Origin of the sequence: Acinetobacter sp. C15, from assembly GCF_013420645.1 — a bacterium.
Taxonomy (GTDB): domain Bacteria; phylum Pseudomonadota; class Gammaproteobacteria; order Pseudomonadales; family Moraxellaceae; genus Acinetobacter; species Acinetobacter indicus.
Genome location: NZ_VOXR01000017.1, coordinates 41,760 through 66,957, shown reverse-complemented (window position 1 = coordinate 66,957; position 25,198 = coordinate 41,760). Strand labels below are relative to the sequence as shown.

Annotated in this window: 22 protein-coding genes; 19 read left to right on the top strand and 3 right to left on the bottom strand. The window is 44.9% G+C overall.

Annotated elements, in window-relative coordinates; all coding sequences use genetic code 11:
• Window positions 1-288: 288 nt before the first annotated feature.
• Together leuS and FTT63_RS08680 are read right to left on the bottom strand one after the other, a co-directional pair.
• On the bottom strand, window positions 289-2,910 hold the full coding sequence (gene leuS / locus FTT63_RS08685) for a leucine--tRNA ligase (RefSeq protein WP_127799888.1): 2,622 nt from the start codon (window positions 2,908-2,910) through the stop codon (window positions 289-291).
• 127 nt (window positions 2,911-3,037) lie between these two features.
• The gene (locus FTT63_RS08680) at window positions 3,038-3,391 is read right to left on the bottom strand and encodes a DUF4124 domain-containing protein (RefSeq protein ID WP_005182363.1); all 354 of its coding nucleotides are present in this window, start codon (window positions 3,389-3,391) and stop codon (window positions 3,038-3,040) included.
• Between the two features lie 707 nt (window positions 3,392-4,098).
• Between FTT63_RS08680 and FTT63_RS08675 the strand changes: the two genes are divergently transcribed.
• From FTT63_RS08675 to der, 19 genes are all read left to right on the top strand, one after another.
• Complete coding sequence (locus FTT63_RS08675) at window positions 4,099-5,826, top strand: acetolactate synthase 3 large subunit (RefSeq protein ID WP_035363671.1); 1,728 nt, start codon at window positions 4,099-4,101, stop codon at window positions 5,824-5,826.
• The gene (ilvN, locus tag FTT63_RS08670; RefSeq protein WP_005182370.1) at window positions 5,823-6,314 is read left to right on the top strand and encodes an acetolactate synthase small subunit; all 492 of its coding nucleotides are present in this window, start codon (window positions 5,823-5,825) and stop codon (window positions 6,312-6,314) included. The genes FTT63_RS08675 and ilvN overlap by 4 nt, the downstream gene beginning before the upstream one ends.
• Window positions 6,315-6,418: 104 nt before the next feature.
• On the top strand, window positions 6,419-7,435 hold the full coding sequence (gene ilvC / locus FTT63_RS08665) for a ketol-acid reductoisomerase (RefSeq protein WP_005182373.1): 1,017 nt from the start codon (window positions 6,419-6,421) through the stop codon (window positions 7,433-7,435).
• Window positions 7,436-8,548: 1,113 nt separating this feature from the next.
• A complete protein-coding gene (locus FTT63_RS08660; protein WP_005182374.1) occupies window positions 8,549-9,070 on the top strand; it encodes a hypothetical protein in 522 nt (173 codons plus the stop codon).
• A gap of 69 nt (window positions 9,071-9,139) precedes the next feature.
• Entirely contained in the window at window positions 9,140-9,844 is a 705-nt protein-coding gene (locus tag FTT63_RS08655) for a molecular chaperone (RefSeq protein WP_005182375.1), read from the top strand.
• Between the two features lie 20 nt (window positions 9,845-9,864).
• Complete coding sequence (locus FTT63_RS08650; RefSeq protein ID WP_127799068.1) at window positions 9,865-12,165, top strand: fimbria/pilus outer membrane usher protein; 2,301 nt, start codon at window positions 9,865-9,867, stop codon at window positions 12,163-12,165.
• 14 nt (window positions 12,166-12,179) lie between these two features.
• Window positions 12,180-12,599: a hypothetical protein gene (locus tag FTT63_RS08645; RefSeq protein ID WP_005182377.1), complete on the top strand. Its 420-nt coding sequence runs from the start codon at window positions 12,180-12,182 to the stop codon at window positions 12,597-12,599.
• Between the two features lie 167 nt (window positions 12,600-12,766).
• Complete coding sequence (locus FTT63_RS08640) at window positions 12,767-14,050, top strand: glycosyltransferase family 1 protein (protein WP_127799070.1); 1,284 nt, start codon at window positions 12,767-12,769, stop codon at window positions 14,048-14,050.
• Window positions 14,051-14,082: 32 nt separating this feature from the next.
• Window positions 14,083-14,634: a phosphatase PAP2 family protein gene (locus FTT63_RS08635; RefSeq protein WP_104470590.1), complete on the top strand. Its 552-nt coding sequence runs from the start codon at window positions 14,083-14,085 to the stop codon at window positions 14,632-14,634.
• Window positions 14,635-14,728: 94 nt separating this feature from the next.
• Window positions 14,729-14,929 (top strand): Fe-S cluster assembly protein IscX, encoded by a 201-nt coding sequence (gene iscX / locus FTT63_RS08630; RefSeq protein WP_127799072.1) that lies wholly within the window; start codon window positions 14,729-14,731, stop codon window positions 14,927-14,929.
• Between the two features lie 109 nt (window positions 14,930-15,038).
• The gene (gene ndk, locus FTT63_RS08625; protein WP_005182388.1) at window positions 15,039-15,470 is read left to right on the top strand and encodes a nucleoside-diphosphate kinase; all 432 of its coding nucleotides are present in this window, start codon (window positions 15,039-15,041) and stop codon (window positions 15,468-15,470) included.
• Between the two features lie 122 nt (window positions 15,471-15,592).
• A complete protein-coding gene (gene rlmN, locus FTT63_RS08620) occupies window positions 15,593-16,828 on the top strand; it encodes a 23S rRNA (adenine(2503)-C(2))-methyltransferase RlmN (RefSeq protein ID WP_005182389.1) in 1,236 nt (411 codons plus the stop codon).
• 35 nt (window positions 16,829-16,863) lie between these two features.
• Window positions 16,864-17,661, top strand: a complete 798-nt coding sequence (pilW, locus tag FTT63_RS08615; protein ID WP_104470591.1) for a type IV pilus biogenesis/stability protein PilW — start codon at window positions 16,864-16,866, stop codon at window positions 17,659-17,661.
• The gene (locus FTT63_RS08610; RefSeq protein ID WP_127799074.1) at window positions 17,652-18,440 is read left to right on the top strand and encodes a helix-turn-helix domain-containing protein; all 789 of its coding nucleotides are present in this window, start codon (window positions 17,652-17,654) and stop codon (window positions 18,438-18,440) included. Before pilW ends, FTT63_RS08610 begins: the two co-directional genes overlap by 10 nt.
• Window positions 18,441-18,462: 22 nt before the next feature.
• Window positions 18,463-19,584: a flavodoxin-dependent (E)-4-hydroxy-3-methylbut-2-enyl-diphosphate synthase gene (gene ispG / locus FTT63_RS08605; protein WP_005182396.1), complete on the top strand. Its 1,122-nt coding sequence runs from the start codon at window positions 18,463-18,465 to the stop codon at window positions 19,582-19,584.
• Window positions 19,585-19,587: 3 nt separating this feature from the next.
• Entirely contained in the window at window positions 19,588-20,883 is a 1,296-nt protein-coding gene (gene hisS / locus FTT63_RS08600) for a histidine--tRNA ligase (RefSeq protein WP_127799076.1), read from the top strand.
• 30 nt (window positions 20,884-20,913) lie between these two features.
• The gene (locus tag FTT63_RS08595) at window positions 20,914-21,618 is read left to right on the top strand and encodes a tetratricopeptide repeat protein (RefSeq protein WP_005182401.1); all 705 of its coding nucleotides are present in this window, start codon (window positions 20,914-20,916) and stop codon (window positions 21,616-21,618) included.
• Window positions 21,615-22,763, top strand: coding sequence for an outer membrane protein assembly factor BamB (gene bamB, locus FTT63_RS08590; protein WP_127799078.1), 1,149 nt, complete (start codon window positions 21,615-21,617; stop codon window positions 22,761-22,763). The genes FTT63_RS08595 and bamB overlap by 4 nt, the downstream gene beginning before the upstream one ends.
• A gap of 174 nt (window positions 22,764-22,937) precedes the next feature.
• Entirely contained in the window at window positions 22,938-24,350 is a 1,413-nt protein-coding gene (gene der, locus FTT63_RS08585) for a ribosome biogenesis GTPase Der (protein ID WP_005182406.1), read from the top strand.
• A 65-nt stretch (window positions 24,351-24,415) separates the two neighbouring features.
• Here der and FTT63_RS08580 read toward each other — a convergent pair whose 3' ends face one another.
• Entirely contained in the window at window positions 24,416-25,192 is a 777-nt protein-coding gene (locus FTT63_RS08580) for an SDR family oxidoreductase (protein WP_016659529.1), read from the bottom strand.
• Between the last annotated feature and the right edge of the window lie 6 nt (window positions 25,193-25,198).

The window sequence follows — 25,198 nt, the reverse complement described above, 5'->3', positions numbered from 1 at the left end:
CTCATGAAATACGGTATTCTGATGTGACAAAACCTGAATCCTGGTCGTTAAAGTGTTTGTTTGCACTCATATTTTAACTGTTAGGACTCAGGTTTTTTTATTTAAAGCAAACTATGGGACAGCAGTGGGGTTCTCCTCCCTTTTTTAAAGGGTGAGAAGCATTGCTTCGCAAGGGAGGGATTGTTCCTTTATATTCCCTTCTCCCTTTGGGAGAAGGTTAGGATGAGGGTGCTTTTAATATTTCACCTCTCCCTAACCCTCTCCTGAGAGGAGAGGGAACCTAAGGAATTAAACCACCAAATTCACTAACTTATTCGGCACCACAATTTCTTTCTTGGTTGGACCGGTCAAGAATTGTTGAACTTCAGGTAATGCTTTTGCTTGTGCCAAAATGTCATCTTTCGATGCATCGACAGACACTTCAAGTTTGCCACGAAGCTTACCATTCACCTGAACCACGATGGTTTGGGTATTACGTGTTAATGCAGATTCATCCACAGTCGGGAATTGAGCAGAGGTTAACTCAATGCCAAACTGAGCCAATAAAGTCTGGCTTAAGTGTGGTGCAAATGGTGCCAGCAAAGTCAGAAGTGTGGTGATGGATTCACGAGCCACAGCCACGTCATTGTCATCTTTCGCTTCAAACTTGTTGTTCGCGTTTAGAAGTTCCATCATCGCTGCAATGGCAGTGTTAAATGCATGACGACGTTCGATGTCATCACCCACTTTTTGGATGGTTTCATGTGTTTTACGACGTAAGTCTTGTGCAGCAGTCGAAAGTGCAGCTTTGTCGATGTTTGAAGCAGTGTTACCTTGTTCAAGGAAACCTGTCGCTAAACGCCATACACGTTTCAAGAAGCGGTTTGCACCTTCAACACCAGCATCCGACCATTCTAAAGATTGATCAGGAGGGGCTGCAAACATCATGAACACACGTGCAGTATCTGCGCCGTATTGGTCAATAATCGCTTGTGGGTCGATACCGTTATTTTTCGATTTCGACATTTTCTCTTGACCACCAACGATCACGTCTTGACCATCTTCTTTGTACTTCGCAGACGTGATACGACCTTTTTCGTCTTTTTCAAGTTCGATGTCGGCAGGGTTGAACCAAGTTTTCTTACCTGATTCAGACTCGCGGTAATAGGTATCCGCAAGTACCATACCTTGTGTTAACAAGTTGGTGAATGGTTCGTTGCCTTGTACCACGCCTTCGTCACGCATCAATTTGTGGAAGAAACGTGCATATAACAAGTGCAGAATCGCGTGTTCCACACCACCGATGTATTGGTTCACAGGCAACCAGGTTTGACCCGCTTCAGGTTTCACCATGCCATCTGTAAAGTCTGGAGAAGCATAACGTGCATAGTACCAAGAAGATTCTACGAAGGTATCCAATGTATCTGTTTCACGACGTGCGTCGCCACCACAGCATGGACATTTGGTTTCGTAGAACTCAGGCATTTTATTGAGTGGGTTACCTGAACCATCAGGCACAACATTAGTCGGAAGTACAACCGGAAGTTGATCTTCAGGCACTGGCACTTGACCACAAGTGTCACAGTTGATCATTGGAATTGGACAACCCCAATAACGCTGACGAGATACACCCCAGTCGCGTAAACGGAATTGAACTTTGACATTGGCAAGACCTTGTGGTTCAAGTTTTGCCAAGAATGCATCAAATGCACCCTGGAAGTCTAAACCGTCAAACTCGCCTGAATTAACCAGTTTGCCTTCTTTCGAGCCGTACCATTCTTGCCATTCAGTTGCGTCAAATTCCGCATCATCTGCGCCTTTGGCATCAATCACTTGTTTGATGGTGAGGCCATATTTATTGGCAAATTCGAAGTCACGTTCATCGTGTGAAGGCACTGCCATCACCGCACCTGAACCGTATGACATCAGCACATAGTTTGCGATCCAAACAGGAACTTCTTCACCAGTCACAGGGTGTTTTACAGAAAGACCTGTTGCCATGCCTTTCTTCTCAGCAGTGGCAAGATCCGCTTCTGCAACTGAACCCATACGACATTCTTCGATAAATGCAGCAAGTTCTGGATTCGTTTCAGCTGCTTTAAGCGCCATCGGATGTTCTGCTGCAATAGCAACATAAGTCACACCCATTAAGGTGTCGGCACGTGTTGTGAAGACTGTTAAGCCATCTGCATACACGTCTGGATTCGCTGAAGGGAAAGTAATTTCCATACCCTGTGAGCGACCAATCCAGTTACGTTGCATGGTTAACACTTGTTGTGGCCAACCGTCTTTCAGCGTGTCTAAATCGTCCAGTAATTCTTGCGCATAGTCAGTAATGCGGAAGTAGTACATTGGAATATCACGTTTTTCAACCAATGCACCTGAACGCCAGCCACGACCATTTTCAACCTGTTCGTTGGCAAGTACTGTTTGGTCGACTGGGTCCCAGTTCACCGTTGAAAGTTTACGGTAGATCAGACCTTTTTTATAAAGCTGAACAAATAACCATTGTTCCCAGCGATAGTATTCTGGTGTACAGGTTGCAAATTCACGATCCCAGTCAATCGATAGACCAAGTTTTTTCAACTGATTACGCATGTAATCAATGTTTTCAAAAGTCCATTTTGCTGGTGCAACCTGGTGTGCAATCGCTGCGTTTTCAGCAGGTAGACCGAAGGCATCCCAACCCATCGGTTGCAGTACAGTTTCGCCTTTTAAGCGGTGGAAACGGCTGATCACATCACCAATCGTATAGTTACGCACATGACCCATATGCAGTTTGCCACTTGGGTAAGGGAACATCGAGAGGATATAACGACGTGGACCTTCTACAGTGTCGGCAACTTTAAAGGCTTTACGAGTTTCCCAGTCGCTTTGGACTTGAGGTTCAATCGCACTGGCTTGATATTCAGGGTCAATATGAGTAGTCATAAACGGATTAATGAATTACGGTTAAAAGTTTGTTGCACAGCATAGCGCAAAATGCAGCGAAAAGTGAATTTTGCGCGGCGGTTTCTGCTGGAAAAATTTAACTGATCGGGCCAGAGCAAGCAGAAACTTAAAAAACTTGCGGATTGGCACGTTCCTGTTGGGCTTGCTGCAGGGCAGCATTGGCTTCACGTTGCTGTGAATCCATCTCGGGAGCGGTTGCTGGCGTGTTCGCTGTCTGTGCTGTGGTTGGACTGTGCGTATTATTCGCTGCCGCCGTTTGCGCTGAAGTCGTTGGGGCAGAGTTGCGCCAGCCGTAAGTATCGACTTTGCCGTGTTTCTTGGCATTTTTCGGTGGCGGGGTGGTGGTGTAATGGGTTGAACCATTGGCATCGACCCATTTGTAGTACTGTTTGGCCATCACATTGGCGCTGGCCAGTGCGACTACTGAACATAATCCCCAAGTTAAAATAGAGCGATTCATCTTGTTATCCTCATGCTGTATTCAGCTGATCAATCTGCGCGTTTATCTTAGCAATAATTGGCGCCAAAGTTGATTAATTTTTAGGCTGGAAGATGAAAAATAACAGCATGAATCTGCGCCTGAATATCCTCGGCTGTTGTATCTGAAATAACCATTTTACTGCTGCAGAATGATCCATTTTGATGGGTGAATTATAAATAAACGATTTTTTATTTAATAAAATTCATTCATTTTTTTTATGTATTTTATATTTAAAATTTATGTGAAATAAAGGCAAGCACATGAAATATCATGTTTTATAACGGAAATTTAAATTTTTCTATGTAATGCTTGAAAACCAGATATGTTTAAAAAACAGGCACACAGCCAAGTTTAGGAAAAAAGCCAATTTTTAAACTTGACTTTAGGGGACGAAACTACAAAAATGCTGTCTTTAGTTTTATATGCCTTAGATCGATCACCCTTCGAATAAGTGTCATGTCATGCAATGGGCAACTTCTCTAGCCGAGAAGCTGAACAAAGCTGTGAAACGTGTTTATCCCAACATGTTTTTAGATCTCATATTGCTCAATCAGCAATCAGATCACAAATTTTTCCTATTGCGATGAAAACTATGAAATATGTGTGCTATAACAGTGCAACAATGAATTAATGAAACGCTGCAAATGCCTCCCATTTCGCAGTGATTAAGATTAGGGTGAATCACGTTGGAACTTTTATCTGGTGGTGAAATGCTCGTTCGTGCATTAGCGGACGAAGGCGTTGAACATGTATTTGGATACCCAGGCGGCGCCGTTTTACACATTTACGACGCGTTCTTTCAACAAGACAAAATCAATCATTACCTTGTGCGCCATGAACAGGCAGCAGGCCATATGGCTGATGCTTACTCGCGCGTAACCGGTAAGACCGGTGTGGTGCTGGTGACTTCAGGTCCAGGTGCAACTAACACCGTTACCCCAATTGCAACAGCCTATATGGACTCCATTCCAATGGTGATTCTGTCAGGTCAGGTTGCTTCTCATTTAATTGGTGAAGATGCGTTCCAGGAAACCGATATGGTGGGGATTTCCCGACCAATCGTAAAACACAGTTTCCAGGTGCGTCATGCCAGCGAAATTCCATCAATTATTAAAAAAGCATTCTATATCGCGTCATCTGGCCGTCCTGGTCCGGTTGTGGTTGATATTCCAAAAGATGCGACCAATCCGGCAGAAAAATTTGCCTACGAATATCCTGAAAAAGTGAAGATGCGTTCGTATCAACCACCACATCGTGGTCACTCAGGTCAAATCCGTAAAGCGATTGATGAACTGATTCATGCCAAACGTCCAGTGATTTATTCAGGCGGTGGTGTGGTGCAGGGCAATGCCGCAGCACAGTTAACTGAGTTGGCGCATATTCTGGGTTATCCTGTGACCAATACCTTAATGGGCTTGGGCGCATTCCCGGGTGATGATCCGCAATTCATCGGCATGCTCGGTATGCACGGTACCTATGAAGCCAACATGGCCATGCACAATGCAGACGTGATTCTGTGTGTCGGTGCGCGTTTCGATGACCGTGTCACCAACAATCCGGCAAAATTCTGTCCGAATGCTAAAGTCATTCATATTGATATTGACCCGGCAACAATTTCTAAAACCATCATGGCGCACATTCCAATTGTGGGCGCAGTTGAACCTGTACTCCAGGAGATGCTGGTACAGCTGAAACAGATGAATGTGTCGAAGCCAAATCCTGAAGCGATTGCAGCATGGTGGGAGCAGATCAATGAATGGCGTAAAGTTCATGGTTTGAAATATGAAAAGCCAACTGATGGCACCATGAAGCCACAACAGGTGGTGGAAGCTTTAGATAAAGTGACTAATGGTGAGGCCATTATTACTTCTGACGTTGGTCAGCATCAGATGTTTGGTGCGCTTTACTACAAATACAAGCGCCCACGTCAATGGATCAACTCGGGTGGCTTGGGCACCATGGGTGTAGGTTTGCCTTATGCAATGGCTGCGAAACTGGCATATCCAGACCAGCAGGTGGTGTGTATTACTGGTGAAGCATCCATCCAGATGTGTATCCAGGAGCTGTCGACCTGTAAGCAATACGGCTTAAACGTGAAAATTCTGTGCCTGAATAACCGTGCCTTGGGTATGGTAAAACAGTGGCAAGATATGAACTATGAAGGTCGTCACTCAAGCTCATATGTAGAGTCTTTACCTGACTTTGCCAAGCTGATGGAAGCGTATGGTCACGTGGGAATCCAGATTGACCATGCCGATGAGCTTGAATCGAAGTTGGCTGAGGCCATGGCCATCAATGATAAATGTGTATTTATTAACGTGATGGTTGACCGTACTGAACACGTTTATCCGATGCAGATTGCCGGTCAGTCCATGAAAGATATGTGGTTAGGAAAAGGGGAGCGTACAGAATGAGACACATTATTTCCGTTCTCGTTGAAAACGAAGCTGGTGCGCTTTCTCGTTTAGTGGGCTTGTTCTCTCAACGTGGTTATAACATTGAGACGCTGAACGTAGCACCGACTGAAGACCCGACTTTGTCACGTTTGACACTCACTACTTATGGTGATGACCACAAAATTGAGCAGATTACCAAGCAGCTGAACAAGCTGGTTGAAGTGGTCAAAGTGGTAGATTTGTCTGAAGGTGCGCATATTGAACGTGAACTGATGCTGATTAAAGTCAAGGCACTGGGTTCAGCACGTGATGAAATCAAGCGTACTGCCGATATTTTCCGTGGTCAGGTGGTCGATGTGACACCAACGACCTATACCATTCAAATTGCCGGTACCACAGAAAAGCTTGATGGCTTTATTGATGCGTTGGCTGAGAACACCATTCTGGAAGTGGTGCGTTCAGGCGTATCGGGTATCGCACGTGGCGAAAAAGTTTTAACTATTTAATTTAACAACGAATTCATCTCTCCCGGCTGGGAGAGGCGCTAGCAAGCTGAATAATGAAATTGCCCTAGCGGACAGGAATCAAAAGCATTTAAGCGGAGACAGCAATGCAAATTTTTTACGATAAAGACTGCGACTTATCTATCATCCAATCTAAGAAAGTAGCGATCATTGGTTACGGTTCACAAGGTCACGCGCATGCGCTTAACCTTAAAGATTCTGGCGTTGACGTAACTGTTGGTTTACGTGCTGGTTCAGCTTCTTGGAAAAAAGCTGAAAATTCAGGTCTTAAAGTTGCTGAAGTTCCTGCTGCAGTTGCACAAGCTGACGTGGTGATGATCTTGACTCCAGACGAGTTCCAAGCGCAACTTTATCGTGACGTGATTGAGCCAAACATCAAGCAAGGCGCGACTTTAGCATTTGCTCACGGTTTCTCTGTTCTTTATAACCAAGTTGTTCCACGTGCTGACTTAGACGTAATCATGGTTGCACCTAAAGCACCTGGTCACACTGTACGTTCTGAATACCAACGTGGTTCAGGTGTTCCTGATCTTATCGCGATTCATCAAGATGCTTCTGGTAACGCACGTAACCTTGCACTTTCTTACGCTTCAGGCGTAGGTGGTGGCCGTACAGGTATCATCGAAACTTCTTTCCGTGAAGAAACTGAAACTGACCTGTTCGGTGAGCAAGCGGTTCTTTGTGGTGGTGCAGTTGAACTGGTTAAAATGGGCTTCGAAACTCTGGTTGAAGCGGGTTATGCGCCTGAAATGGCTTACTTCGAATGTCTACACGAACTTAAATTGATCGTTGACTTAATGTTCGAAGGCGGTATCGCGGACATGAACTACTCTGTATCAAACAACGCTGAATACGGCGAATACGTAACAGGTACTGAAGTCATCAACGAACAGTCTCGTGAAGCAATGCGTAATGCGCTTAAACGTATTCAATCTGGTGAATACGCGAAGATGTTCATCCAGGAAGGTGCGTTGAACTACCCATCTATGACTGCTCGTCGTCGTCAAAATGCTGCTCACGGTATCGAAGTAACTGGTGCTAAATTGCGTGCGATGATGCCTTGGATTCAAGCAAACAAAATCGTTGATAAAGAAAAGAACTAAGTTCTAATTTCTGAGCCAAAAAGCCCTTGTGTTTCACAGGGGCTTTTTTATGTCATTTAAAAATAGAGCTTACTGAGTTAAGTTAACTTCCGTGCCTCAAAGTAAGGCAAAGCAATGCTTTCCCTTACTTTTCGTACCTTGGATTCAAGCAAACAAAATCGTAGACAAAGAAAAGAACTAATTTCTCGAATCATTTGATTTGAACGCGAAGACCCACTCACTAGAGTGGTTTTTTTACATTTAATATTGTGTGCCTTGCTTCATTCAAAGGAGTGCTTTTCTTCCTTGTACTTCATACAAAACACTGTTTTTTACTTCTTACGCTTCACTTAAAGTGCTGCTTTGACGTCGCTGCCAGATCATCTGCCCCAAAAATAACTACTGTACTGAGTGAGATGGCTAATCACGCTGGGTCACTAAATTGGCTGAAAAATACTTTTATTTAGAAGAATTATTTTTTACTCAGATTAAAAGTCGAGTGAAAAATGAATAAATGCGAAAAAAGTAAAAAATGAATCAGGAATAAAACAGATTGGGCTGCTTTGGTTTTTTCTGATGGGGTTTATGTATTTTATTATTTCTCCCTAACAGTTTATTGAATAAGGCTATCCCTATTACTAAGTATTTTATATTTAAAATAACAATCAAATAATCTGTTTAAATTGTCAGGCTTCTTAAGAATATGTGAAATTTCAACTAATTTTTGGTGGAAAATTCTAATATTTCGAGGGAAACTAAAAAAAAATGTAATAAATGTAAAGGAATGTTTATTAAGGGTATTTAATATTTTTTATAAAAAACATCTATTTGTTTTTATCTTAAAAAACTGGTTAGAAAAAAATTCCCTAAAAATAGTGACCCAAGTAGCAAGGAGAATTTGGGTCACCAAAAAAAGAGAATTAGCCCAAAAACAGTCGATTAAGCAAGAAAAATAATTTTAAAAAATAAATACTTATCCTTGTGTGAAAAATCCCGTATAGATGGTTTTTTCTGTGGAATACCTACAATAAAAGGACTTGCTCAGGATCGGGTTTTAATCAGTCTAAAGACATTCTGGTTTGGGTGAGTGATTAGAAAAATGGTTCTTATATTAAAGTTATGGAGAAACACGACATGTCTACATTAATTAAAACAGCTATGGCGGTATTATTTGCAGGTACTTGCTCATCAGCAATTTATGCAACAGAAGCTGAAACAGCTGGTAAACCAGGCGGTAAACATAACTGGAATAGCTGTACAACTTTAGGTTGTGAAAAAGATATTCCAATTAAACTAGAAGTTCCAAAAAAATGTGAAATTAAAGGCGGATCAGCAATTGAGTTGAGCAAAGCCGGTGGTACCAAAACATCTAACTATACAGTAAGAAGTAATACTCACTATGTATTAAATATTACAACTGCAAACAATGGTACCAATGCAAGTACATATGTTAAGCATGAAGATGATGGCACAGTACGTATTCCAACTACAATCACAACAACAAAAACAGGTGGTGGTGCGATTGCTTGGGGTAGCAGTAACCATGCTGGTCTAGCAGATGATGTCTATACTGTTTCGGTTACTAACTCGGCAGTAGCTCCATTCCAGCGTGCAGGTACATATTCAGACACTTATAAAATCAAAGTGTTCTACTAATTTAGTGTTTCGCCTAACTTGGTCTTCGGACCAAGTTAGGCTTTTTCGTTATAAAAGCTGGGGAATAATATGAAAAAAATAATAGCCTTTTTAGTTTCATCGCTGTGTTATGTATCTGCAAGTTATGCAGGTGTTTCTATTGATCCGGTTCAGATGTATATCAACAGTCAGGCTAAACAAAGAACCACAACGCTTACTTTAGAATCTACAGATGAAACTGAAGCAAAAATTTTTGAAATTAAAGCCTTTAAATGGACGCAACAAGGCAATGGTGAGAATGTTTTGGTACCAGATGACACCCTTATTTTAAATCCCAAAAACTTTATTCTGCAGCCGAATGGTAAACAGACTATCCGTGTTGGTTTTAATCGTCCTTTAGAGTCGGTACTCACCGGTAATCAGGAGGGTGCATGGCGCATTCTGGTGGAAGAAATTCCACAGGCCGTGAAAGAAACCTCAGTTAACTTTCTGCTCAGCTTTAACCTGCCTTTATTTGTCGGTAAGCAGGAAGATACGAACGTTAAATTTAATATTGAGAATAACCGGCTGGTTGCACAAAATCAGGCCAATTCGCATGTTCAGATTAATAATTTGAAGATTGTTGATGCCAATAAGAAGGAAGTGTTTAAGGCCGATACTATGGCTTACTTATTGGCCAAAATGAATTACAGCTATGAGTTAAATGGAACCAAGATTGCAGATCCAAAAAAGTATACTGTCCAATTTTTTACGGATAAGAACGATAACATGGTGGAGCTTAAATTCTCGGACTAGCGGTATAAGGGGAATTTGCGATGAATATAAAAAATCGGTGGTTTATTGTTGTTCATATTTTATTTAGCTTCGCAGCGAATGCGAATGAAAATCCGATAGAAGAAAGTCTTGCCAATCTGTGGATTAATGAACTTGATCATCATACTGATATTATTTTAATCACAGAAGGGCAGCATTATTATATGGGTTGTGATGTGCTGTCCGAACGGCAAATTCAAGTGCAGAAGTTAAAGAAACATCAGCAGCGTGCGGATTTCTGTCTGGTCAGTGAAGGCGATATTCAAGCGGTTTTTGATAGTTCATCGCAGTCCATTAAATTAACCATCCCCACTCACTATTTTCAATCCGATTTAAACGTTTTTAACCAGAAAGTGATTCCTGAAAAAGCCAGTTTTGGTGGCTTTATGAATTATGACTGGGTCTATGCCAACAGCGATTCAAATGAAGCTTATAGTGGTCTGGCCGAGTTGGGGATCTTTAAAGATTACTGGATTCTCAAGAATTCGGTGCTGTATCAGAATACCTCTGTCGAGGAGCAGGTGGTACGTTTAAATAGCAGTTTTGATCTGGAATTTCCGGAAAGCATGACCCGTCTAACCCTGGGCGACACCACAACAACCTATAACCCGTTAATTAACTCTTTGCGTTTTGCCGGTTTAAACTGGGGAACCAACTACACCGAGCGACCAAGTTTTGTCTATTGGAATATTCCAACCTTACAGGGTAGCGCGCGTATTCCATCTACTGTTGAGCTGTTTATTAACGGGGTGAGTATTTATAGCCAGAAAGTCAGCCCGGGTGATTACATGCTGGAAACAGGGGCGCAAATTCAGCAGGCGGGTGATGCACAAATTGTAGTTGAAGATGTTTTAGGTAATCGCAGTGTGCAAACTTTTCCAGTGCTGGTCACTAACCGTTTATTACGTGATGGCCTGGATGAATATAATATTGCCTTAGGTAAGCTGCGTTATAACTACAATCTGGACAGTAGCGATTATCGGGATTTCTTTGTTAATGGCTTTTACCGCAGGGGGCTTTCTAACGCAACCACCTTGGGAACCAACCTGTCCTATAGTGAAGATATTCAGAATGCAGGGGTTATGTGGACTCAGGCCATCAGTAATATTTTAATTGTAGACAGTGTGGTCATGGCCTCGCATGATGACCGGAATCAGATGAACTATTCCTATGGTTTATCCGCCAGCAAAGATTTCGGGAATTTTTCACTGGGTGCCAGTTCCAAGTATACCGAACGGGATTTTAAGTTTTTAGGCGATGATCTGGACAATGTTTCGAATTATCCAAAATTTGAAAATCTGGTGTATTTAGGGCTGACCAATGTGCCTTATGTGCACAATATTAATCTGAACTATGCTGAACAGAAATACTATGATCATCCTGAATTTGAACAGCAGAACCAGCGGGTGATCAATGTCGGATTTAACCGAAATTTTGGACGCCAATTTGCTGTTGGGCTCAGTTATTTCAATGCTTTTGGCGATCGTAAAGATTCTGGCGGGATATTATCTCTTAGTTATAATTTTGATAATGATAAATCCGTCTATTTTAGTCAGTCTGCAGACCAGAACACCAACCTGCAGCTGGTAAAAAGTGACTCGAGTCAGGTCGGCTTTGACTATGCTGTCGGTGTGAATCATCGCAATGATGACACACTTTATAATGTAAATGGCCTGCTGAAAACCAAGGTGGGTGATCTAGATTTTTACCATGTTCAGGGCAAGGAAACGCGTGACTCGCAACTGGCTTATCGTGGTGCTGTTGTCTGGTTGGGTAATCAGCTAAGTTTTACCAAAATTGTTGAACATGCTTTTGGTTTGGTCAAAGTCGGGGATTATCAAGATATTGATATTCTACGCTCACTGGTTTATGTCGATAAAACCAACAAAGACGGCTATGCCTTTGTGCATGACATTATTCCTTATGTGAAATACGACATTGCCTTTGATGAAAATCAGTTACCTATCGAAGATAAAATTCTTTATTCAAGTAAACAAATTACCGCGTTAAACCAGCGCGGCTACAAAATCAATTTCCCGGTTTTCCATGCTAAACAGGTTCGTATCCGGCCGGTAGATGTCCAAAATCGCAGTTTTGTACCGGGATCAGAGCTGCATATTAACAATGAAGGTGGCGAGGTTTATCCGATTGGTTCGGATGGAACGGTCACTTTATATGGCTTGATTCCAGGGAATTATAGTGTCCGGATTAAAACCCGAGAGGCGCAAACCTGTAGCGCTGTATTACAGGTTTCAGCTCAGGCACAAGATATAACTGTACCGGTTGAACTTGTGTGTAAATAAAAGGAGTAGGGGTGATGAAAGCGAGTGTACTGTTTTTAGTCTGTTGTATCAGCAGCAGTCTGTCTCTGGCACATGCGAGACAATGCCAAATTGAGCGTTTAACGGCAACCCAATTGAATTTGAATGCCTCTTATTTAAGTCAGGCTGCGACTTCCTTTTCGGTGAATTGTGATAGTCGTTATGCTATTAAATTTAATAGCCGAAATCTGGTGAATAGTACAGGCAGCAGTTATCTGGTGAATGAGAAGAATTATAAGCTCAGAACCCAGATGAATATTAGTGGCGCCAGTTCTTCACGCTGGAATGTTCCGCTTAGTCAGGCCCCTACTGGTCAAGATAAATTTGTGGTGTTGGTTCAATTAATGGAACGTCCAACGGCAAGAACACCTGCCGGTGTATACCGGGACAGTCTATATATTAATTTGATGTTTTAATTATGCTTTAAATATTGGAAATATCGAATATTTTTCCAAGGCTCTAACCAGGCGGGTGCAATACCACGAGTTTGATACATGTATGAAATTAATTTCATGAATTTATCATAAAACTGCAAACTGTAAGGATTATGCTGGGCAGACAACAACAACAGAGGAATACGCGGATGTCAGCGTCTTCACGCACACTGGTATTAAAGTCGCCTAATATTCCTGAGAATTTTAAATTTTATTTTAAACAGGAAAAACAAAAAAACGCGATTAATGAAGTTATTGAAATTGAAGAGCTGGTGCGACCTCGTTTAAGAATTGCGTTAGTGACAGAAACCTGGCCGCCAGAAATTAATGGTGTGGCCAATTCATTATTACAACTGTGCAAAGGATTGCAAAAACTGGGACACAAAATTCTACTGATTCGTCCTGAACAAAAACAACCTTGTACCGATTTTAGTCCCAACAAAGAATGTCTGGTCAAGGCGCAGTCTATTCCGAAATATGGCCATCTGCAGTTTGGCTGGCCACAGCTGTATAAACTCTCTACCGCCATGGATGAGTTTGAGCCAGATATCGTGCATGTGGTGACCGAAGGGCCGCTGGGTCTGGCTGCTTTACAGGTGGCAAAATCCAAGCAGATTCCGGTATCTAGCGGTTTTCACTCTGCCTTTCAGGACTTTAGCCGCTTTTTTGACCTGGCTTTTCTGGTTAAACCGATCCAGCGTTATCTGTGCTGGTTCCATAACAATACGCAACTGACCTGTGTGCCTAGTACTGATACCGAGCAGTCTTTACGCCAGTTTGGTGTGGAAGGCCCACTGGTGGTCGTTGGTCGTGGGGTCGACGTCGACAGGTTCTCACCGCAACATCGTTCAGAAGCCTTACGTTTACGTTGGGGCGCCGATGAACAGACCCGGGTGCTGATTTATGTGGGCCGGGTGTCGCCAGAAAAAGAAGTGAACGTGGTGATTGATGCCTATCGGGCCATGCAGGCCATTGCCAAATATCCAACCAAGCTGGTGGTGGTAGGCGATGGCCCAGACCTGAAACGTCTGGAAGGGCTGAACACCGATGGCGAGGTCATTTTTATGGGCAGCTTAAGCGGGCAAAAACTGGCTGAAGCTTATGCCAGTGCAGATGTGTTTGTCTTTGCCAGTCAGGTAGAAACCTTTGGCAATGTGGTGCTTGAAGCCATGGCCAGTGGCTTGCCAGTTGTGGCGTATGACTATGCCTGCGCCAATTTGCATGTCAAGCAAGATGAAACCGGCTGGCTTAGTCCACTGGGTGATGTCGCCGGAATTATGCGTTCGATTTATCAGTTGCCAAGCGCAAAAGTATTAAGACAGATGGGTAAAAAAGCCCGTGAATCTACCCAGCATATCGGCTGGCAATATCCGATCCAACAATTTGAACAGGCACTTTATCGGGTGGTGCAGGAGTCGCATATGACGACCTAGATTTTAAGCTCAAGCTTAAAGGAGAGCATAGAATGAAACTTAAAAATGCAAAAATAAGAATACTTGATCTCGACTTGAAAGGCTGTTTGTATCTCAATCATTTTTCCCACTCCGAACGGGTGGCTTATTTCTTTAAAGTGGTGAGCCGCTTAGGCGACGGTTTATTCTGGTATGTCATGCTGGCCACGGTCTGGTTATGGCAGGGCCTGCTGTATGGATTGCAGATTATCTACTTGCTGTTAGGTGGATCGGTCGGTACGGGCATCTATAAACTGCTTAAAAGCAAAACCGTGCGTCCCCGTCCTTATCAGGTACATCAGGTGATTCGCTTGGGCGAGCGTCCGCTTGATCACTTTAGTTTTCCTTCCGGTCACACTTTGCACGCGGTCATGATTACCACAGTGCTGGGCTATATTCAGCCGCTACTGCTGGTGTTGATGTTACCTTTTACCATTCTGGTGGCGCTATCACGTATGGTGCTGGGGCTGCATTATCCAAGTGATGTGGCGGTCGGTGCACTGATTGGCGGTGTGGTGGCCAGCGGCATTATTTCGGCTGCGCCGTATCTGGAAATTGCGCTATAGCCCATTCACCGGCGGTACGGCCTGTCAAAGCTGGTACAGCATTTGCAAAATTTGCTAAAGTAGTGCATCACACTAAATTGCCTTAGGAATAGACATGGGTTTACGTTGGACAGATAGCATCGATATCGCCATTGAACTGTATGAAGCACATCCAGATGTCGATCCGCAATGGATCCGTTTTACTGACCTGCATGCCTGGGTTTGTGCACTTTCAGATTTTGAAGATGATCCGACCAAGTCAACCGAAGGTCTGTTAGAAGCCATTCAAATGGCATGGATTGACGAAGCACGTTAACAGCGACTTCAAAAAACCGATTTTTTTTACAGATTAAACGCAGAAAAAAGCCCATTTTTCGGTATAATGCGGCAAAATTTCTGTCAACTTTGACTTTAAGGAGCCAATCATGGCTATCGAACGTACATTATCTATCGTTAAACCAGACGCAGTTGCTAAAAACGTAATCGGCGAAATCTTCGCGCGTTTTGAAAAAGCGGGTCTTAAAATCGTTGCAACTAAAATGAAACACTTGACTCAAGCTGAAGCTGAAGGCTTCTACGCTGAGCACAAAGAACGTGGTTTCTTCGCTGACTTAGTTGCGTTCATGACTTCTGGTCCAGTTGTTGTTTCAGTTCTTGAAGGTGAAAACGCAGTTCTTGCTCACCGTGAAATCCTGGGCGCAACTAACCCTAAAGAAGCGGCTCCTGGCACTATCCGTGCAGACTTCGCTGTAAGCATCGACGAAAACGCTGCTCACGGTTCTGACTCTGTAGCATCTGCTGACCGTGAAGTTAACTACTTCTTCGCTCAAACTGAGATTGCTCCACGTACTCGTTAATACGCAGTATTCAAACCAGATAAGTGTTATTATACTTATCTGGTTTTTTTATTCTCTGAATAATCCCTCGCTCAGATCTTGAGCATCTCCTTTCATCCTCAGACATGATTTAGGTAATACACATGAGTAATGAAGTGGTCGCTTCATCTGCAACATCTGATGAGCAGCAACAATCTTTGTCCACTCCAGCGCAATCAACTTCTGTGCAGAAAGTGAATTTACTGGGCATGTCGCGTGCTGAGCTGGAAAAATTCTTCGAAGATTTAGGCGAGAAGAAATTTCGTGCCGGCCAGGTGATGAAATGGATTCACCAGTATTTCGTGACTGATTTTGCCGAAATGACCAATATTTCAGGCAAGTTGCGCGCAAAACTGGAACAGATATGTGAAATTAAAGCGCCAGATGTGGTGCATAAAAACTATTCTAAAGATGGTACGCGTAAATGGGTGTTCCGTGTTGGTGATGGTGCGGGTTCCTTGGTTGAAACCGTGCTGATTCCTGCGGAAGATAAAACTGGCTCACGTAAGACCTTGTGTATTTCTTCACAAGTTGGCTGTGCGCTGGACTGTTCATTCTGTTCAACCGGTAAACAGGGCTTTCAACGTGACCTGACCCAAGCTGAAATTATTGGTCAGCTGTGGATGGCCAACTATTCCTATATGGAAGATGTGCCGGTTGCAGAGCGTGAGCGTTCGGTGACGAACGTGGTGATGATGGGCATGGGCGAGCCGCTGCTGAACTATGATGCGGTCTTAAACTCGATGCGTATTATGCTGGATGACTTCGCCTATGGCATGTCAAAACGCCGTGTAACGCTGTCGACCTCGGGTGTAGTGCCAAAAATTGACCAGCTGGCTGAAGATATTGATGTCGCGCTGGCGATTTCTTTACACGCCACCAACGATGAACTGCGCAATGAGCTGGTGCCAATCAACAAGAAATATCCACTGGAACAGCTGATTGCAGCCTGCCAGCGTTATATCAAAAAAGATGGCAACGAAAGTGCGCGTAAGCACGTGACCATTGAATATGTCATGCTCGATGGCGTGAATGACAGCATTGAACATGCCAAAGAGATGATCAAGCTGCTCAAAGACCTGCCAAGCAAAATCAATTTAATTCCGTTTAACCCGTTCCCGCATGCGCCATATGGCCGTTCAAGCCGGAACCGGATTATTTCTTTCCAAAAAACTTTGTCTGATGCCGGATTTGTGTGTACGATTCGTCAGACACGCGGTGATGATATTGATGCTGCGTGTGGCCAGCTGGTGGGACAGGTGGCAGACCGTACCCGTCGTGCGGAACAATGGAAAAAGAAAGTTGCAGAGCGAAATGAAATTATGCGCTCTCAAGGATAATTAAATTTAGGGGGAGAGGTCCATTGACTAAGTTGATGTATAAATTCACAACCATCAGCACATTGTGTGTGGCTGCATGGATGAGCACCGGCTGTCAAACCACAACTCCTACTTTAAGTCCGAAAGATCCGGAAAAGGCAATTCAGGTGCGTACCCAGCTGGCGGCCGAGTATTTAAAATCGGGTGATTTAGACTCGGCCAAACGTGCCCTGGATCAGGCACTGGAAACAGATTCGCGTGATTCTATGGCCAATATGATGATGGGCGTGCTGCTACAGCAAGAAGGTAGCAAGCTGAATCTGGAGAAGGCCGATACGTATTTCAAGCGTGCCATCTCTGCCGATCCGAACAATGCGCAGGCGCGTAACAACTATGGTACGTATTTGTATCAGGTTGAACGCTATAATGATGCCATTGAACAGCTGAGTATTGCCGGGGCAACACTCGGTTATGATCAACGTTTTCGTGCATTGGAAAACGTGGGGCGGATTTACCTGAAACTGGGCGATATGGCGAATGCTGAAAAATCATTCAAGCAGGCCCTGCAGGCAAACCGTGACTCCTATGTTTCAATGTTAGAGTTGGCGGAAATTTTTTATTTCAACCAGCAGACTCCTGCCGCATCCAGAATGTATGAACAGTTTGTGCGTGCTGTGGGACAAAAAAATCAAGGTGCGCGTGCCTTATGGATTGGGATCCGTGTTGCGCGTGCAAATGGCGATCAGTTAGGACAGCAGGTGCTGGTCAATCAGCTCCGGGCATTGTTCCCTGAAAGCCAGGAATATCAACGTTATTTGCAATTACAGCACAGTACTGAGGCCGTATGGAAGTAAATCCTAATTCACCGCAATCAAATACAAATGTAGCGCCCAATGCATTAGGAAATATCCAACGCCCAGGTGAGTATCTGCGTCAAATCCGTCAAAATCAGAAGCTTGAGCTTGAAGATGTGGCGCAAGAATTGAATATTCCGGTCAAAACCCTGACGGCGCTGGAGCAGGATGAATACAAGTCACTGCCTGAAGCGACCTTTATCAAGGGTTATTACCGCACCTACGCCAAATATTTAAAAGTCGATGCCACCAGTATCATCCAGCGTTTTGATGAAATCTATGCCAATGATACCGGCATGCTGCCGAATCATGCCCTGAATAATTCCCCAATTAAAATTATGGGCAAACTGCCTGGCTCGAATCGTGACCGTAACCGCAAATGGTTAAAACGTATTGCGCTGGCGGTAGTGGCACTGGCCTTAATCTGGATTATCATCGCGGCCGTGCAAAACTGGTCATCTTCGCAGTCGAGCGACACTGAGCAGAATATTGTGCCAATGTCTGATGTCGAAATTATTAATTTAGACAACAGCAGTGCCGTGACCGGCGATCAGCTGTCTTTAAGCTTTAATCGTCCGACGTCGGTTCATATTGTGGATTCGACCGGGAAGGTGCTGGCCACTGGCCGTCAGGCGTCCAGCTTGAATTTAACTGGTGAGGCACCATTTCAGATTCGTTTAGATGATGCAACCGCAGTGTCATTAAGTCTAAACAATGAAAATATTTCATTGTCTCCATATACCGTCAATGGCAAAGCGGAATTCCGTTTGTCGCCTTAATGGCACAGAGTAGAGCGAAATCATGATTGAGAATCCAATTCGACGCCGTCCAACCCGTAAAATTCGTGTCGGTTCAGTCTATGTGGGCGGTGATGCGCCAATCAGCATTCAGAGTATGACCAATACCGAAACCTGTGATGTCGCTGCAACGGTTGCGCAAATTCAGCGCTGTGTTGATGCTGGTGCAGACATCATGCGGGTATCGGTACCAAGCATGGAAGCCGCACAGGCTTTTGGTGAAATCCGTAAGCAGGTCTCTGTTCCTTTGGTGGCTGATATTCACTTCGACTATAAAATTGCTTTGGCTGTGGCCGATTTCGGTGCTGACTGTCTGCGGATTAACCCGGGTAATATCGGTTCGGAAGCGAAAATCCGTGAAGTGGTGGCTGCGGCCAAACATCATGATATTTCCATGCGGATTGGGGTCAATGCCGGTTCACTGGAAAAAGATATTCAAAAAAAATACGGCGAGCCGACCGGTGCAGCCTTGCTTGAATCGGCCATGCGCCATATTGATATTTTAGACCGTCTGGATTTCCAGGAATTTAAGGTCTCGGTGAAAGCATCGAATGTATTTTTAACCATGGATGCCTATCGTTTGCTGTCGCAGCAAATTGATAATCCGCTACATTTAGGTGTGACTGAAGCGGGAATCTATCGGACCGGTTCGGTGAAATCAGCGATTGCCTTAGGTGGCCTGCTGATGGAAGGCATTGGCGACACTATGCGTATTTCCCTGGCAGCAGAGCCGGAAGAAGAAGTCAAAATTGGCTTTGATATTTTAAAATCGCTCGGCCTGCGTTCTAATGGCATTAACTTCATTGCCTGCCCAAGCTGTTCACGTCAGGAATTTAACGTGATTAAAGCCATGCAGATGTTGGAAGAGCGTCTGGAAGATGTCCGCACTCCAATGGATGTGTCGGTGATTGGCTGTAAAGTTAACGGTCCGGGCGAAGCCAAAGAAGCTGATATTGGCGTGGTAGGTGCAAGTCCGCGTTCACTGGTGTATCGTAATGGTGAAAAGAGCCATTTAATTGATACCAATCAATTGGTTGATGAAATCGAAACAATGGTTCGTCAACGTGTTAAAGAGCTTGAAGAAGCTAAGTCAAAAGAGATTATTCGCACAGGTTTTTCTGAGTAGATCATGAGTTCAATCGTCGCAATCAAAGGTTTTAATGACATTCTCCCAACCCAGACCCCGGCTTGGAGACGTCTGGAACAGCATCTGTCCAGTCTTATGGATGCTTATGGTTATCAGCAAATCCGTTTGCCGATGGTTGAGCAGACCCATCTGTTCAAGCGTTCCATTGGTGATGCAACCGATATCGTTGAAAAAGAAATGTACACCTTCCTGGACAAAGGCAATCCGCCAGAGTCATTGACTTTACGTCCGGAAGGTACGGCAGGCTGTGTACGTGCCATGCTTGAGCATAACCTGCTGCGCGGTGCAACGCCTCGCGTGTGGTATATCGGCCCAATGTTCCGTTATGAAAAACCGCAAAAAGGCCGTTATCGCCAGTTCCATCAGTTTGGTGTGGAAACTTTTGGTGTCGCTACCCCAGATATGGATGCCGAGCTGATTTTAATGACCGCGCGTTTATGGAAACGTATGGGCGTTGCAGATAAAGTTCAACTTGAACTGAATACTTTAGGTGAGTCAGATGAACGTGCCGCGTATCGCGCCGCCTTGGTTGAGTTCCTGGAAACGCACAAAGCCGATCTCGATGAAGATTCTCAGCGCCGTTTAAGCACCAACCCGCTGCGTATTCTGGACTCTAAAGATGCCAAAACTCAAAGCATCCTGGAAAATGCACCAAAACTTCACGACTTTATGGGTGAAGACACCATGGCGCATTTTTCCCAGTTGCAGCAGTATCTGACTGATGCCGGTGTCAGCTTCGTGATTAATCAAAAATTGGTCCGTGGTCTGGATTATTACAACAAAACTGTATTTGAATGGACCACCACCCATTTGGGTTCACAGGGGACAGTGTGTGCCGGCGGCCGTTATGATGGTCTGGTGGGGCAGTTAAAAGGCAAGCCAGAACAGTCGGTTCCGGCAGTTGGTTTTGCCATGGGCATGGAGCGTTTATTGCTTCTATTGGAACAGGTCGAAGACAACAGCCCAAGCCGCGATTGTGAAGTGTTCCTGGTGGCCGATCCGGCATCACAAGGTAAAGCACTGGTGCTGGCAGAGCAGATTCGTGACCAGCTTGAAGCCAGTGGTAGTGCCATTCGCCTGAAAGTCGGCTCACAAGGCTCGATGAAAAGCCAGATGAAAAAAGCCGACCAGTCGGGTGCACTGTATGCTTTAATTCTGGGTGAGCGTGAGTGGGAAAACCAGCGCTTCGCCGTTAAAGAACTGGCCACTGCCGAGCAGTTGGATGTAGCTGTGGCAGGGATTGTGCCATTTATGATTGAAAAATTTTCTTCAAAATAAGCCAAAGAACATAAGGAAAAGGGTAATTCAATGAGCGCATTAAGTGATGATGAACAACTTGATCATTTAAAATCATTCGCTAAGAAATATGGTTCTGCAATTATTAGCGGGATTTTGATTGCGCTGATTGCCTTTTTCGGATGGCAATACTGGCAGAAGAAAAACCTGGCTGAAGATCAGACCAACACCGCCAAAGTCCAGCAACTGATGGACGAGGCGCGTGCGGCTGAAGGCGATGACAAAGCTTTCCAGAATCTGTCGACCACGGCCGATAAGATTGTGAAAGAAGCTCCAGATTCCGTCCAGGCCATTCAGACCCAGTTCTTAATGGCGAAACTGGCCTATGATCAGGGCGATTATGCCGGTGCAGAAAAAGCCTTAAAGAAAGTTGAAAATTCTAAAGTCGATGATGCCGGCTTAATGCAGGTATTAAAACTGCGTTTGGCCTATGCGCAATTGGCACAAAAGAAATATGATGAGGCACTGAAAACCTTGTCTGCCGTCAACGATCCTGCCTTTAAAGCAACAGCTGAAGAAGCGCGTGGTGATGTGTACGTGGCGAAAAATGATATTGAAAATGCCAAAAAAGCGTATCAGAACGCATGGAATGCGTTACTTGAACGTCAACAGGAACGTCAAATTTTACAAATTAAACTCGAAAGTGTCGGCGTTTTAGTTGATGATCCTGAAATTGAACGTCCTGTAATCGACACACAAGTGGATGAAACTGAATGAATAGAAAATATAAGATCCCGTTTGCACTAACTGTTTTAAGCCTTGCATTGGTTGGCTGTTCAAGCAACAGCATTAAAGTTGAAAAAGTAAAACCGAATCCTTTGCCAAAACTGCAACAGGCCAAAACCCTGGTGCCTGTATTTTCTCAAAACACCTCATCGACTGCTGAAGAAGATCCGCTGCGTTTACAGCTAGATGTCGATAATGGCGTGGTATTTAGTATTGATCCTAAAGGTGAAGTAGCGGCCTATCGTGGCAAGCAGCGTTTGTGGCAGACCGAAGTCAGCAAACAGGGGCTCAGCTCAGGTGTAGAAGCGGCAGAAGGTCTGGTGATTGTTGGGAATCAGAAAGGTCAACTGTTTGCACTGGATCAGGCTACAGGTGAGAAAAAATGGACCGCACAATTGACTGGCGCCATTCTGGCACCTTCGCTGGTGCATGCCAACCGTGTGGTGACCATCAGCAATGATGGTATTGTCTATGCGCATAACCTGGCGACTGGCCAGCAAATGTGGACTTACAATTTGCCGAATGTCCAGTTTAGCCTGCGTGGTAGCGCTGCACCGGTAGCGGTTGATCCGCGTACCGTGCTGGTAGCAACCGCCAATGCTTATATTTATGCAATTGATGTGGTGACCGGTACGCCGCGTATGCAGCGCCGTGTGGCCATCAGTGAAGGTCGCTCCGATATTCAGCGTTTAAATGATATTGATGGCGATCCGGTAGTAGCTGGCCAGTTCCTGGTCACTACCAGCTTCCAGGGCCAGGTGACCGTCACTGATCTGGCTTCACAGCAAGTGGTTTGGAGCGAAGACCTGAGCAGCACCAAACGTCCGGAAGTGGTCGGCAATGGGGTTTTTGTCGCCAGTGCCGATGGCCGTTTAGTGGCTTATGAAATTACCAGTGGCCAGAAGCTGTGGGAAAATAACCAGTTGCTTAACCGTCGTTTAAGTAACCCGGTAATGCTGGGTCAGGACCTGGTGGTGGGAGATATGGATGGTGTCTTGCATCTGTTTAACCCGAGCAACGGTCAGCTGATTGGTCGCGCCAAAACCAGCGGTGAAGTGCGTTCTTTACGTGTCATCGACAACCAGTTATATGTTGGTACGCAAAAGGGTGCATTCAGCATTTGGCAGAACCGTTAACTTTTTGTTGCCTTATGTTAAACTAGGCGACAATTTCCGTATTTTTTAACGCGGGGTGATTGAATGTTCAATGCCCCGTGTTTTTATTCAGGTCTTTGACTGAAATTTTTTCTTCCCATTTGTTTCTGATGTTCAGACCCGTGTAGTGGACTGATCACAAATAAAGGTTAATCTATGAAACCCGTAATTGCGCTCATTGGTCGTCCGAACGTCGGAAAATCAACGTTGTTTAACCAGATCACCAAGAGTCGTGATGCTCTGGTCGCAGACTTTGCCGGCCTGACGCGTGACCGTAAATATGGTGATGCGACCTATCAGAATAAATCCTTCATCGTGGTCGATACCGGCGGTATTGGCGAATCTGAAGGTGGTATCGATTCTTACATGGCCGAGCAGTCGAAAACCGCCATCCATGAAGCCGATATGATCATCTTCGTGGTCGATGCACGTGCCGGTCTGCTGGCTTCGGATGAACAGATTGCCCGTGAACTGCGTACGCTGGGTAAAAAAGTCTTTCTGGTGGCCAACAAGGTTGATGGCGTACATGCAGAAGCCGCACTGGTTGAATTCTTTAAACTGGGGATGGGCGAGCCAATGCAAGTGGCCGCCAGCCATGGTCGCGGTGTTCAGCAGATGCTGGAAGAAGTACTGCAAGATGTGCCGGAAGATGAAAACCCGGAAGAGCGTGATGAAGACACGGGTCTGCGTCTAGCGATTATTGGTCGTCCAAACGTGGGTAAATCGACGCTGGTGAACCGTTTGCTGGGTGAAGAGCGCGTGGTTGCTTTTGACCAGCCGGGCACAACACGTGACTCGATCTATATTCCGTTTGAGCGTGAAGGGCGTAAATACACCCTGATTGATACTGCCGGTGTACGCCGTAAAGGCAAGGTCGATGAAATGATCGAGAAATTCTCGATTGTAAAAACCTTGCAGGCGATGAAAGATGCCAACGTGGTGGTTGTGGTGGTCGATGCCCGTGAAGGGATTGTCGAGCAGGACCTGCACCTGATTGGTTATGCGCTGGAAGCTGGCCGTGCCATGGTGATTGCGATCAATAAATGGGACAACATGTCTGAATATGATCGCAAGCAGTGTAAGCTGGATGTCGAGCGCCGCTTTGACTTTATTCCTTGGGCGCGTATTCACCTGATTTCAGCGCTGCATGGCACTGGGGTGGGTGATCTTTATCCATCAATTCATCGTGCTTATGAGTCTTCGCGCTTAAAAGTATCACCAGCCAAACTGACTCAGATTCTGAATGATGCAACTGAAGCGCACCATCCGCCAAAAGTGCAGGGTCGTGCCATTAAAATGCGTTATGCACACATGGGAGGCCAGAACCCGCCAACGATTGTAATTCACGGTAACAAGGTTGATAAAACCCCGGCCGATTATCGTCGTTACCTGGAAAACGTGTTCCGTAAGGTCTATAAGCTGGAAGGAACTCCGGTGAAGATTGAATTTAAAACCTCTGAGAACCCGTTTGAAGGACGTAAATCACAGGTGGATGAACGTACTGCTGCGCGTCGTCGTCGTTATGTACAGAAGTTTAAGAAAGCCGAGAAGAAATTTAAACGCGGTTAAGCGGTTTGTCGCTTGATACAAAAAAAGCCCGAATCAGATTCGGGCTTTTTTATGGCCATCAGTTTCTAGTCTGGACGCCGTGCCAGCCACATATTGCTATAACGATTCACCCACTGCGGGCTTAGGCGTGACAGGGTAAACAGGAATTTGCTTTTTAATCCGACCGGCTGATGGGTGGCGGTAAATAGCGAGCTTTTTCGCGTAACACAACTGAAAATTTCATCGGCCACATCTTCCGCGCTTAAATGTACCCCCATATTTTGGATGGTGCCGGCATCCATATCTTTGACCATGGCGGTTTGTACAAACAGAGGCATCACATCCAGCACCCGGATACCATATTTTTGCCATTCAACATCCAGCCCTTCGCTTATACCGCGTACCGCAAATTTGCTGGCCGAATACGACACCAGATCGGCCTGTCCATAAATGGCCGAAGCTGATGACAGGTTCACCACCCGGGCAAAAGTCGCCTGTTTTAAATAAGGCAGTGCGGCATGACAGCCATTTAGTACCCCATTGACATTAACTTGCATGGTGCGCTGATGCGCCTGAATCTCGGTGTCTTCAAAAGCACCCGAATATAAGATACCGGCATTATTGACTAAAATATTCAGCTCGCCAGCCCAGTCTACAAAACGCGCCAAAGCCGTTTGCCACTGTGCATAATCCGCGACATCCAGCCCGCCGGCTTGCGCATTGGGACCCAGCTGCTGCGCCAGTTGCTCGGCCTGTGCAACATTTAAATCATAAATTCCGACTTTATAACCCGCCTGATAAAATAAGCGGGCCACTGCTGCACCAATGCCTTGTGCTGCACCACTAATGAAGATACTGTGCATGTGGCT

Excerpts from the sequence above, each read along its gene's own strand:
- leuS (WP_127799888.1), bottom strand. The coding sequence starts at position 2,910 with ATGACTACTCATATTGACCCTGAATATCAAGCCAGTGCGATTGAACCT.
- FTT63_RS08680 (WP_005182363.1), bottom strand. The coding sequence starts at position 3,391 with ATGAATCGCTCTATTTTAACTTGGGGATTATGTTCAGTAGTCGCACTG.
- ilvN (WP_005182370.1), top strand. The coding sequence starts at position 5,823 with ATGAGACACATTATTTCCGTTCTCGTTGAAAACGAAGCTGGTGCGCTT.
- ilvC (WP_005182373.1), top strand. The coding sequence starts at position 6,419 with ATGCAAATTTTTTACGATAAAGACTGCGACTTATCTATCATCCAATCT.
- FTT63_RS08660 (WP_005182374.1), top strand. The coding sequence starts at position 8,549 with ATGTCTACATTAATTAAAACAGCTATGGCGGTATTATTTGCAGGTACT.
- FTT63_RS08655 (WP_005182375.1), top strand. The coding sequence starts at position 9,140 with ATGAAAAAAATAATAGCCTTTTTAGTTTCATCGCTGTGTTATGTATCT.
- FTT63_RS08650 (WP_127799068.1), top strand. The coding sequence starts at position 9,865 with ATGAATATAAAAAATCGGTGGTTTATTGTTGTTCATATTTTATTTAGC.
- FTT63_RS08645 (WP_005182377.1), top strand. The coding sequence starts at position 12,180 with ATGAAAGCGAGTGTACTGTTTTTAGTCTGTTGTATCAGCAGCAGTCTG.
- FTT63_RS08640 (WP_127799070.1), top strand. The coding sequence starts at position 12,767 with ATGTCAGCGTCTTCACGCACACTGGTATTAAAGTCGCCTAATATTCCT.
- FTT63_RS08635 (WP_104470590.1), top strand. The coding sequence starts at position 14,083 with ATGAAACTTAAAAATGCAAAAATAAGAATACTTGATCTCGACTTGAAA.
- iscX (WP_127799072.1), top strand. The coding sequence starts at position 14,729 with ATGGGTTTACGTTGGACAGATAGCATCGATATCGCCATTGAACTGTAT.
- ndk (WP_005182388.1), top strand. The coding sequence starts at position 15,039 with ATGGCTATCGAACGTACATTATCTATCGTTAAACCAGACGCAGTTGCT.
- rlmN (WP_005182389.1), top strand. The coding sequence starts at position 15,593 with ATGAGTAATGAAGTGGTCGCTTCATCTGCAACATCTGATGAGCAGCAA.
- pilW (WP_104470591.1), top strand. The coding sequence starts at position 16,864 with ATGTATAAATTCACAACCATCAGCACATTGTGTGTGGCTGCATGGATG.
- FTT63_RS08610 (WP_127799074.1), top strand. The coding sequence starts at position 17,652 with ATGGAAGTAAATCCTAATTCACCGCAATCAAATACAAATGTAGCGCCC.
- ispG (WP_005182396.1), top strand. The coding sequence starts at position 18,463 with ATGATTGAGAATCCAATTCGACGCCGTCCAACCCGTAAAATTCGTGTC.
- hisS (WP_127799076.1), top strand. The coding sequence starts at position 19,588 with ATGAGTTCAATCGTCGCAATCAAAGGTTTTAATGACATTCTCCCAACC.
- FTT63_RS08595 (WP_005182401.1), top strand. The coding sequence starts at position 20,914 with ATGAGCGCATTAAGTGATGATGAACAACTTGATCATTTAAAATCATTC.
- bamB (WP_127799078.1), top strand. The coding sequence starts at position 21,615 with ATGAATAGAAAATATAAGATCCCGTTTGCACTAACTGTTTTAAGCCTT.
- der (WP_005182406.1), top strand. The coding sequence starts at position 22,938 with ATGAAACCCGTAATTGCGCTCATTGGTCGTCCGAACGTCGGAAAATCA.
- FTT63_RS08580 (WP_016659529.1), bottom strand. The coding sequence starts at position 25,192 with ATGCACAGTATCTTCATTAGTGGTGCAGCACAAGGCATTGGTGCAGCA.